The 11664-nt window shown below is 28.8% G+C and carries 8 protein-coding genes; all 8 read left to right on the plus strand.

All coding sequences use genetic code 11. The features are described from left to right. Nucleotides 1-60 precede the first annotated feature (60 nt). The 8 genes from CLPUN_RS14895 to CLPUN_RS14930 all read left to right on the plus strand — a co-directional run bounded on the left by CLPUN_RS14895 (nt 61) and on the right by CLPUN_RS14930 (nt 11535). Complete coding sequence (locus CLPUN_RS14895; RefSeq protein ID WP_077848042.1) at nt 61-2007, plus strand: sigma-54-dependent Fis family transcriptional regulator; 1947 nt, start codon at nt 61-63, stop codon at nt 2005-2007. Nucleotides 2008-2245: 238 nt separating this feature from the next. Then, nucleotides 2246-3328: a 2,3-butanediol dehydrogenase gene (locus CLPUN_RS14900; protein WP_077848043.1), complete on the plus strand. Its 1083-nt coding sequence runs from the start codon at nt 2246-2248 to the stop codon at nt 3326-3328. Nucleotides 3329-4030: 702 nt separating this feature from the next. Continuing rightward, on the plus strand, nt 4031-4873 hold the full coding sequence (gene licT / locus CLPUN_RS14905; RefSeq protein WP_077848044.1) for a BglG family transcription antiterminator LicT: 843 nt from the start codon (nt 4031-4033) through the stop codon (nt 4871-4873). A gap of 248 nt (nt 4874-5121) precedes the next feature. Then, on the plus strand, nt 5122-6972 hold the full coding sequence (locus CLPUN_RS14910; RefSeq protein WP_077848045.1) for a beta-glucoside-specific PTS transporter subunit IIABC: 1851 nt from the start codon (nt 5122-5124) through the stop codon (nt 6970-6972). Nucleotides 6973-7122: 150 nt separating this feature from the next. After that, entirely contained in the window at nt 7123-8541 is a 1419-nt protein-coding gene (ascB, locus tag CLPUN_RS14915; RefSeq protein ID WP_077848046.1) for a 6-phospho-beta-glucosidase, read from the plus strand. Nucleotides 8542-9026: 485 nt separating this feature from the next. After that, nucleotides 9027-9302, plus strand: coding sequence for a CD3324 family protein (locus CLPUN_RS14920; protein ID WP_077848047.1), 276 nt, complete (start codon nt 9027-9029; stop codon nt 9300-9302). Between the two features lie 220 nt (nt 9303-9522). Continuing rightward, nucleotides 9523-11076: an ABC-F family ATP-binding cassette domain-containing protein gene (locus tag CLPUN_RS14925; protein WP_077848048.1), complete on the plus strand. Its 1554-nt coding sequence runs from the start codon at nt 9523-9525 to the stop codon at nt 11074-11076. A 210-nt stretch (nt 11077-11286) separates the two neighbouring features. Next, nucleotides 11287-11535, plus strand: coding sequence for a CPF_0552 family protein (locus CLPUN_RS14930; protein ID WP_077848049.1), 249 nt, complete (start codon nt 11287-11289; stop codon nt 11533-11535). Nucleotides 11536-11664: the final 129 nt, after the last annotated feature.

Below are 11664 nucleotides of genomic sequence, written 5' to 3' on the forward strand. Positions count from 1 at the left end.
CTTAAGTTGGGCTAAGTAAAATATAACTTAGTATATTTTATAAGTAATGGAGATGTATATATGAAAGAATATATCGAATTTATAACTGAAGCATGGGAAAAATTTATTTCTACTGGAGAAGTGCATCAAAATGTTAGGCGTGAGATTGCGGATTCATGGATAAGGTGTAGAAATTATGGTGTGGATCCTTACAATGGAAAAGGAAGTATTAAACATCCTAAGATAAATGAGTTGATTAATAAAAATAGTGAACTTATTTCTGTTGCTAGGCCTGTTATTGAAAGTATTTATAGTATGGTTCGCGGATCAGGTTTTGCTTTATTTTTAGTAGACAAAGATGGATATATAATAGACGTAATAGGTGATGAAGATATAATGGAGAGAGTTGAAGAATTAAACTTTCTAAAAGGTGAATTGTGGTCAGAAAAAGTAGTTGGAACTAATGCTATAGGAACGGCTCTATATCTAAATAAACCAGTTCAAACCATAGGGGGGGAACATTATGGAATAAATCAACATTCATGGACGTGTTCAGCAGCACCAATTTATGATGAAGATAATAATTTAATTGGATGCATAAATATGTCAGGTAATTATTACAATGCTCATTCTCATACACTAGGGATAGTAACGGCAGCAGCTGAATCAATACAAAAACAAATGGAATTAGCTATTTCATATAAATTACTTAATGTAACTTTTGATTCTATATCTGAGGGTATGATAGTTATGAATGAACATATGAAAATAAAAAGAATAAACGGACGAGCGTTAAAGATTTTAAATGTATCATTAAAAGAAGCAATGAATATGAATATCAGCCAAGTTTTAAATGGAATAAATTTCAAAAAACTTCTTAAAGAAGAAAATAAATTTTTTAATAACCTAGAATGGGATTTCTCTATAAACAATGACATGATAAAATGCGTCATGAATATATTACCATTAAATAAAAATGGCAAAAATAGTGGAATGGTTATAACTTTCACAGAAGTTGAAAAGGTACATAAACTAGTAAATAAATTTGCAGGATATAAAGCTCAATATGAATTTAAAGATATTATAACAAATAATTTAGAAATGAAAAATATGATAAATTTTGCTAAAAAAGCTGCAAAAAGTGATTGCAATATCTTGATTCAAGGAGAAAGCGGTACTGGTAAAGAATTAATTTCGCAATCAATACATAATTATAGTAATCGTGTAAGAGGTCCTTTTGTTGCAGTAAATTGTGCATCAATACCAAGTGAACTGGTTGAAAGTGAGTTATTTGGGTATGAGAAAGGTGCGTTTACAGGAGCATCAAAAGAAGGACATCCAGGAAAATTTGAATTAGCAGATGGAGGTACAATTTTTCTGGATGAGATTGGAGAATTGCCATTAGATATTCAAAGTAAGCTTCTTAGAGTATTGGATAATGGAAAGATTGTAAGAGTTGGGGGCACATATGAAAAACAATTAGATGTAAGGGTTATTGGTGCTACGAATAGAGTATTGAAAAATGAAATAAGTAAAAAAAATTTTAGAGAAGATTTATATTATAGATTAAGTGTAATGGAAATAAAGACAATACCACTTAGAGAACGAAAAGAAGATATAGATCTACTTATAAACAATTTCATACAAATATTAAATATAAAAAATAAAGATAGAAATAAAAATGTAAAACAGTCATATATAGATGAATTAAAAAAATATGATTGGGCTGGGAACATAAGAGAACTTAAAAATGTTTTTGAAAGAGACTATTATATAAGTGAAGATGAAATCATGAATATAAATTGTTTAGATTATAACAATAAAAATGAAAATATAAATATAAATAAACAGGAATCTTCCAGAGAAGAAACAAAAATAATACCTCTTGACGAATTAGAAGATAAGGCAATAAGAAATGCCATAAAAAAATGTGATGGAAATCTTCAGCTAGCAGCAAAAATGTTAAAGATAGGAAGAGCGACTTTATATAGAAAGATAAAAAAATATGAAATTTATGTATCAAAATGAGAAAAAAGAAAAGTGTGTATCAAAATGAGAAGGAAAAAGTGTATCATTTTGATGCGTTTTTAATTTACTTTCAAATTTATTATATTTAATAGTTATATTCTAAAATAAAGAGAAGTCATTAATATGAATAGATTAAAGAAAAAATCACAATTGCTATAGTAATATCTGATTTTTGTGGCATGAATATTGCTTTATATAAGTGTGAATTAATTAACAATGTGTTTTAGGAGGAATTTATATGAAAGCAGCGTTATGGTATGAAAAGAAAGATGTTAGAGTAGAAGAGATTGAAGAACCAAAGGTAACAAGTGATGGTGTGAAAATTAAAGTAAAATGGTGTGGAATATGTGGATCAGATTTACATGAGTATTTAGGAGGACCTATATTTATACCAGTAGGACAACCTCATCCCCTAAGTGGCACAACTGCTCCAGTAGTTTTAGGTCATGAATTTTCGGGAGAAGTTGTAGATATTGGTAAGAGTGTAACTAATTTTAAAATTGGAGATAGAGTAATAGTTGAACCTATAGTTGCATGTGGAAAATGCCCAGCATGTTTAGAAGGAAAATATAATTTATGCTCATCTTTAGGATTCCATGGACTTTGTGGAAGTGGTGGTGGATTAGCTGAATATACAGTTTTTCCAGAAAAATTTGTACATAAAATACCAGATGAGATGTCTTATGAGCAAGCTGCATTAGTTGAACCGATGGCAGTTGCATTACATTCTATTAGAATAGGTAACTTTAGAACAGGAGATACTGCATTAGTTTTAGGTTCTGGACCAATAGGATTAGCAACTATAGAATGTTTAAAGGCCGCTGGCGCAAAATTAGTAATAGTATTACAAAGAAAGTCAATAAGACAAGAATACGCTAAAAGATCAGGTGCAGACGTAGTATTAGATCCTAATGAGGTAGATATAGTAAAAGAAGTTAAAAAGCTTACAAATGGATTGGGAGTTGATGTAGCTTTTGAAACTACAGGAGCTCAAATAGGTCTTGATGTAGGTCTTGAAAGTTTAAAATTTGAAGGAACTTTAGTAATAACAAGTATATGGGAAAATGATGCTAAGATTAATCCTAATTCATTAGTATTTACAGAAAAGAAAGTTGTTGGCACATTAGCATATAGACATGAATTTCCAGCAACCATTGCTCAAATGAAAGATGGGAGAATAAAAGCAGAAGGATATGTAACAAAGAAAATACATTTAGATGAGATAGTAGAAGAAGGTTTTGGAGCATTAACAGGTCCAGAAAAGAAGAAGCATGTAAAGATATTGGTAACACCCGACAAAGATCTTTTATATGATAACTAATATAAGTAATACTTGTATAGATATGGAACTTTAAAACCATATGAGTCTATCATATACTAAATAAAAGTTTTTTTGATTAGTTTAAGTGAGAAATAAGGAATGCGTGTTAATGGATAAGCTAGGTTAAAATTCATAGCCATTTGCCCACTACAATAAAAATTGTATTGTAGTGGGTTATTTGACTATATAATCTAAGTAATAAATTAAATAAATAAATAACTGTTTGATGCTAAAGATATATAAACTGATATCCTAAGGAATATTTATTAATGTGAGAAATAGAGAATATACCAAGTAAGTTAGAATATTTCTTATAAAAAGCTATGGAGTAAAATAATAAAAAATAGTAATGTTTGCAAGGTCATTACCTAGTACAGAAATAAAATTATAAATCTTAATTTGATGAAAATGTTTAAAAATAAGAAAATAGAGTATAATAAAAATAATTTCTAATTTATACTATTGACAACAGTTGTATTATATAATATTATGTATTTGTAAAGATGATATCGTTTTAAAAAGGATTGTGACTGGTTTGCAGGCAAGACCTAAATTAATATGAAACTATCTTATAAATATTTTATAAGAGTTTGATATTAGTTTAGGTTTTTTATTATATAATGAACTTTAAACTAGGTAATTATCGATAATTGTAAAAAATACTATTACTCAAGATTCATATATTTTAAGATGGTGATTAATATGAAAATAAAAAAAGTATTAAATAACAATGCTGTTACTATTATTAATGAGAGTGATCAAGAAATGGTGGTAATGGGACTAGGTCTTGCTTTTAAAAAAAAAGCTGGAGATGAATTAGAAAAAGAAAAAATTGAAAGAATATTTACTTTAGACAATAAAGAAGTGTCTGAAAAATTAAAAAAACTTATTAGTGAAATTCCAATCAAATATGTAGAAGTTTGTGAAGAAATAGTAAATTATGCAGAAGGCAAACTAGATAAAAAATTGAATGAAAATATATATTTGACATTAACTGATCATATTAGCTTTGCTTTGTATAGACATAAACAAGAAGCAGACATAAAGAACCCGTTGGCCTGGGAAATAAAAAGATTTTATAAACAAGAGTATTCAATTGGACTCAAGGCACTAGAAATAATAAAAGAAAAACTTGATATGGATTTACCAAAGGATGAGGCAGCATCTATTGCATTGCATATTGTAAATGCACAGCTAAATGAGAATATGCCAAATGTAGTAAGTATCACTAATATGATTCAACAATCTCTTAACATAATTAAATACCATTTTAAAATTGATTTTGATGAAGAAGCTTTAAATTATCATAGATTAGTAACACATTTAAAATTTTTTGCACAAAGAATATTGAATGATAGACTAACCACAAGTTATGATGAGGATTTATATTTAATGTTAAAGAATAAGTATTCAGAAGCCTATGAATGTTCAGAAAAAGTTAAAAAATATATAGAGAAGAATTTTAATTTTAAACTAACTAGTGAGGAAATGACATATCTGATAATACACATACAGAGAGTCACTGAGCGAAATAAAGATAAATAAAAATTTAATATAAACGTGAATAATTATGGATTGTAACTGATGCTTCAGGCAAGACCTAAATTGTTTACTAAATACTTCTAATTGTTATGAAGAAAATCTATTTTAAGAAAGTTAAAACCTGAAATAGTATTTTTTTGAAGTATTTAGTTGCAGTTTGGGTCTTTTCTATTTCATAAAATTAAAAGTAATTAAGAAAAGTATATAAATTTTAAACTATTAAAAGCTATATAAAAGTAGGAGGGAAAGGTATGAATGTAAAAGAATTAGCCAAAGAAATCCTAAAGCAAGTTGGAGGGAAAGAAAACGTATCTGGATTAACTCACTGTGTGACAAGACTAAGATTTAATTTGAAATCTTTAGAAAATGTTGATGAACAAACTATTAAAAATATTCACGGAGTTATGGGGGTGGCAAATAAAGGAGGGCAATTTCAAGTTATAATTGGACCTGAAGTTGCAAAAGCATTTAAAGAAATTCAAAAAATAGGTGATTTTACGAATAATAAGACTGATTCTTCAGATGAGGAAAATAAAAGTGTAATTAATAAGATATTAGATACTATCGCAGGAATATTTTCACCTATTTTACCAATTATCGCTGGAGCGGGAATGACTAAAGCACTATTGTCAGTGTTGGTACTATTTAATCTAATTGATAAGACGGGAACAACATATTACTATTTAAGTTTTATTGCTGATGCGGCGTATTATTTCTTGCCGATTTTCCTAGCACCATCAGCAGCACGTAAGTTTAACTGTAATCCATACATGGCAATGCTAATGGGTGCTATTTTACTTCATCCCAAATTTGTTGTATTAAAAGATGCGGCTAGTATGAGTTCATTTTTTGGATTACCAGTTAAGTTGGTAGCTTATTCATCTTCAGTTATTCCAATTATCTTAATAGTATGGGTATTATCATATGTTGAAAGATTTGCTGAAAAAGTTATACCATCTGTAATTAAATTTATTGCTAAACCATTACTTATTTTATTAATTATGTCACCTATTGCACTAGTTGTTTTAGGACCACTTGGAACAATTCTAGGAGACGGATTGGTAGGTATATTATTATCTGTTGAAAAAGTAGCTCCATGGGTATTACCAACTATAATTGGAGCATTTATGCCTTTCCTAGTTATGACAGGAATGCATTACAGTTTACTTCCAGCCTATGTAAATTCACTTTCATCTTTGGGGCGTGAAACAATTATTGGACCTGGAAATTTACCTTCTAATATTGCTCAAGGTGCCGCAGCATTATGTGTGGCTTGTAAGACTAAAAATAAAGAATTAAGACAATTATCAATTTCAAGTGGAATTACTGCATTGCTTGGAGTTACTGAACCAGCTTTATTCGGAGTTAATTTACGTTTAAAACGCCCTATGATTGCCACTACAATTGGTGGAGGAGTAGGAGGATTTTATGCAGGAATTATGGGAGTTCAACGTTTTGGAGGCGGTGGAGCAGGTCTTGCAGCAATTGGATTATATGTAGGTGATGACCCTCATAATGTAATTAACGCATTAATTTCTGCTTTTATAGCTTTTATTGTAACGTTCGCTATATTATGGTTCATTGGATTTGAAGATGTTACTGATGAATTAAAGCCAAAAGAACTTGAAAAAAAAGATTCGAAAATAATACAAGAACATACAATTAGTAGCCCATTAAATGGAAAAGTAGTACCATTATCAGAGGTTGATGATGAAGTGTTCTCAAATGAAATTATGGGAAAAGGTGTTGCAGTTATTCCAACAGAAGGAAAGGTATATTCACCTGTTGATGGGACAGTTGCTTCAATTTTTAATACTAAACATGCAATTGGAATTGTGACTGATGATGGAGCAGAAATCTTAATCCATATTGGAATTGATACTGTTAAATTAGGAGGAGAACATTTTAAAACTTACATAAAAGCTGGAGATAAAGTTAAATTGGGTGATTTATTGGTAGAATTTGATTATGAAGAAATTAAAGCAAAAGGATATGATTTAGTTACGCCTATTATCATTACAAATACTAATGAGTTCTTAGATGTATTAGCAACTGAAGAAGAGTTTATTAAAGTTGGAGAAAAAATATTAACTTTAGTTTAAATACTAAATAAGATTGTTTAATAAAAATATTAAAAGTTGTTGGAAAAATGTTTAACTAATAACTAAATTTAATTTTTCATTAGAGTTTAATACTATTATTTAACACAATTTTTAAATAAATATCACAATAATTATTAAGGAGAGATTTATATGTCATTGAATAAATTTAAAAAATTTCCAGAAAGATTTTTATGGGGAGGCTCTGTAGCTGCCAATCAATTTGAAGGAGCATATATGGAAGATGGAAAAGGCTTGTCAACGGCTGATTATTCTCCAAAAGGAATAATAGGAGGATACCATGAAATTAAACACGGAGAACATTTAACTCATGAGGGAATCGATTTCTATCATCGTTATAAAGAAGATATTGCTTTACTTGGTGAAATGGGATTTAAATGTTTTCGTACTTCAATTGCTTGGACACGTATTTTCCCAAATGGAGATGAAGAAACTCCTAATGAAGCAGGATTAAGATTTTATGATGATGTGTTTGATGAGTTGGCTAAGTATGGAATAGAGCCATTAATAACATTATCACATTATGAAATGCCGATGGGTCTTGTAAATAAATATGGTGGATGGCGCAATCGTAAATTAGTAGATTTATTTGAAAAGTATTCTCGCATTGTATTTGAGCGTTATAAAGACAAGGTTAAATTATGGATTACATTCAATGAAATTAATTCAATTATTCATTTCCCATTCACAGGTGGAGGAATTTTCATGAAAGATGGAGAGAATGAATTACAAGTTCAATATCAAGGGGCGCATCATCAGTTTGTTGCAAGTGCATTAGCAGTTAAAGCGTGCCATGAAATTATTCCAGATGCAAAGATTGGATGCATGATTGCGTCAGGTTCGTACTATCCATATACGTGTCGTCCAGAAGATGTAATTAGTGCATTGGAATATGATCGTAAAATTTTATTTTTCTCAGATGTACAATCGTGGGGCGAGTATCCATCTTATATGAATCGTTATTTCGAAGAAAATGGAATCGAAATAGAAATATTACCTAAAGATGAAGAACTCTTAAAAGAACATACAGTAGATTTTATTGGATTTAGCTACTACAAAAGTCGTTGTTCAAGTGCATTTCCAGAAGGGCTTGAGACATCACCGGGGAATTTATTCGGTGGGGTAAAAAATCCTTACTTAAACTCATCAGAATGGGGATATCAAATTGATCCTAAAGGACTTAGATATACAATGAATGTTTTATATGATCGTTACCATAAACCATTATTTATTGTCGAAAATGGATTAGGTGCCAATGATATACTTGAAGAAAGAGATATTATCAATGACGAATACCGTATTAAATATTTAAATGATCATATTGTTCAAGCTGGTGAAGGAATTGCAGATGGAGTAGAGTTAATGGGATATTTAAGTTGGGGGCCAATTGATATTGTAAGTGCAGGAACAGCAGAAGTAAGAAAACGCTATGGATATATTTATGTTGATCGTCATGATGATGGAAGTGGAACATTCCGCCGCATAAAAAAGAAATCATTTGAGTGGTATAAAGAAGTGATTTATACTAATGGAGCAAGTTTAAAAAGGTAATTAATATATTTATATACAGAATAAATTAAACAAATTAATACAATTATAATCATAATTAAAGTATAGATAAAACAGTAAAGTTCATATCTGTACTTTATTTAGATAGTGGATTTCAAAGGTCGTGCTTCACTTCTATCGTGAAACTAACGAGAATCAAAATAGATTTTTCTCAATTATTTAGATTAACTACATTCGTAACTAAAACTATCGCCATTCCTTGTTATAAACATTAGATTAAGCAGATTAAAACCATACGGTGATAGGGGAAGAGTTAAAATTGACATTAATTACGTAAATAGTATAATATAAAATAAAAAGGAAGTGATTTTACGATGTTTTTATCTATAGTACTTAGCTCCATGCAAAGATTGTAAGATATGAAAAACTTTTGCTTGGAGCCAATATATAATTATTGAGTTTTTCATATTTTAGTTAAACTTTGCATCTTCATTTATAAACTAAATGTAGAGTGGAGCGAAAAATTTATGAAATATGAAAAAGCAGAAAATATACTACCACAAGGTATAATTAAACTAATTCAAAAGTATACAGATGGTGGATATATCTATATACCTAGAAAAAATGAAAATAAAAAGTCTTGGGGAGAAAATACTGAAACTAAAAAATATCTTAAAGAACGCGATAAAGAAATTTTTAATAAGCATTCCTCTGGAGCGTCTGTTAAAATATTATCAGAACAATATTTTTTAACGGAAAGCAGTATAAGAAGAATAATTAGGCATCAAAGAAATTATGATTAATATAAAAGGCATATTTTTCACAGTTGTTACAATGAAAAATATGCCTTGAATTTTTATGTCCATATATTGTAATCATATATGATATTGTTGATATATTTTATATACGATGTATAAAAAATACCTTTCATGATTACAAACATTACAGATTTATTTATAAACTTGGACTTTGTCTTTCATAATGATATTATTCCTTATGAGGATGCAAGGAGATGAATAATTTATGAGTATTTTAACAATTGAAAATATGAGTCATTCATTTAGAGATAGAATATTATTTAGCAAGGTATCTTTTAGATTATTAAAAGGGGAACATATTGGTCTTATTGGTGCTAATGGAGAAGGTAAATCAACCTTTATGAAAATTATTACTAATCAAATCTTACCGGATGGAGGTACTATCAAGTGGAATAGTAAATTTAGCATTGGGTATATGGACCAGCTGGTTGACTTAAAAGAAGGAATAACTGCATTAAATTTTTTAAAAGAAGCATTTTTAAATTTATTTGATATAGAAAATAAAATTAATCATTTATATAATAAGCTTGGCAACATGAACGAAAAAGAAATGAACAGAACTCTAAACAAAATTGCCACTATGCAAGAAATATTAAATAAAAGTGATTTTTACAGTATTAATTCCAAAATACAGGCAATTGCAGCTGGACTTGGAATTAAGCATCTTTTAGAAACTGACGTTTCTGCTTTAAGTGGAGGGCAGAGAACTAAAGTTTTACTTGCCAAACTGCTTTTACAAAAGCCAGATATTTTATTGTTAGATGAGCCAACTAATCATCTAGACGAAGAACATATAGAATGGATTAAAAATTATCTAATAAACTATGATAATGCATTTATAATAATATCCCATGATAATAGTTTTTTAAATAGTGTAGTAAATGTAGTTTGTCATCTTGAGCATAAAAATTTAACAAGATATGAAGGAAATTATGATTATTTTGTTAAGTTTTATAAAATACAAAAGCAGCAGAAGTTAATTGAATATAGAGAACAGAAAAACGAAATTGCAAAGCTTGAGGAGTATATAAGAAAGAATAAAGCTAGAAGTGCAACTTCAAAACAAGCAAAGTCAAGAGAAAAAAGACTTAATAAAATTGAAAGAATAGAAATCAAAAAAGAAATTATGAAACCTTGTTTCAACTTTAAAAGTGTAACAATGCCAGAAAGCATAATTTTTAAAGCGAGTAATTTAATTATTGGATACAACAAACCGTTAAGTAAACCTCTAAATCTAAAAATGAAAAGAGGAGAAAAAATTGCAATAATTGGAGCTAATGGTTTAGGGAAAACAACTCTTTTAAAAAGCTTACTTGGATTATTAAAACCTATAAACGGCGAAATAATCTTAAGCTATTATAACAAGATAGGATATTTTGAACAGGAAATTGCAGAAGATAATACTAATTCAGTTTTATATGACACTTGGAATGCATTTCCAGATTTAACTCAAACGGAGATAAGAAGTAATCTTGCTAAATGTGGATTAACAAAGCAGCACATAGATAGTCCTATTAATCTATTAAGTGGAGGGGAACAAGCAAAAGTTAGATTATGTAAATTAATTAATGAACCCACCAATATATTAGTTTTAGATGAACCGACAAACCACTTAGATATTTATGCTAAAAATGAACTTAAGCGTGCTTTAAAAGAATATGCTGGAAGCATAATTCTAGTATGTCATGAGCGAGAGTTTTATGAGGATATTGCAACAGATGTATGGAATTGTGAAGATTGGAGATGTTATACTAATTAATATCATGTTACAGGAGTATACTGAAAATGACAAAATATTTTATTAGTTTAAAATTAGAAATTGGCAAAATAAAGAAGTAGAAAAGAATATTAATACATGTTAACAAAACAAGCAGAAGCAACTTTGTCATAAATTAGTAAAATAAAATTGTATTAATTCAATTTATTTGGAGATAATAATTTATAACATAAAAACAAGGAGATGTGATTTATGAAAACCACAATTATGGTAGTAATTATTGATCCTAGAAGTGCTCATGCGCCACAAGTTCAAACTGTTTTGACTAAACATGGATGCATTATAAAAACTAGAATTGGTCTACATGAAGTTAGTCAAGATTCTTGTTCTGAGGAAGGCTTGATAATTTTGCATATTCACTCTAGTTTAGATGAAATGGAAATACTTAAAAATGAGTTACTTGACGTTAATGGTGTCAAAGTAAAACATATGTCTTTATAAGCAAAGTTAATGTTTTAGTAAATATGAAAAATATTAGCATTATATTATATAGGAACTTATTGAATAAAAAAATATAACATCTTGAAAGATGCTATATTTTAAACGCATACTCAGTCCTAATCATGAAAC

This window comes from Clostridium puniceum (assembly GCF_002006345.1).
Taxonomy (GTDB): domain Bacteria; phylum Bacillota; class Clostridia; order Clostridiales; family Clostridiaceae; genus Clostridium; species Clostridium puniceum.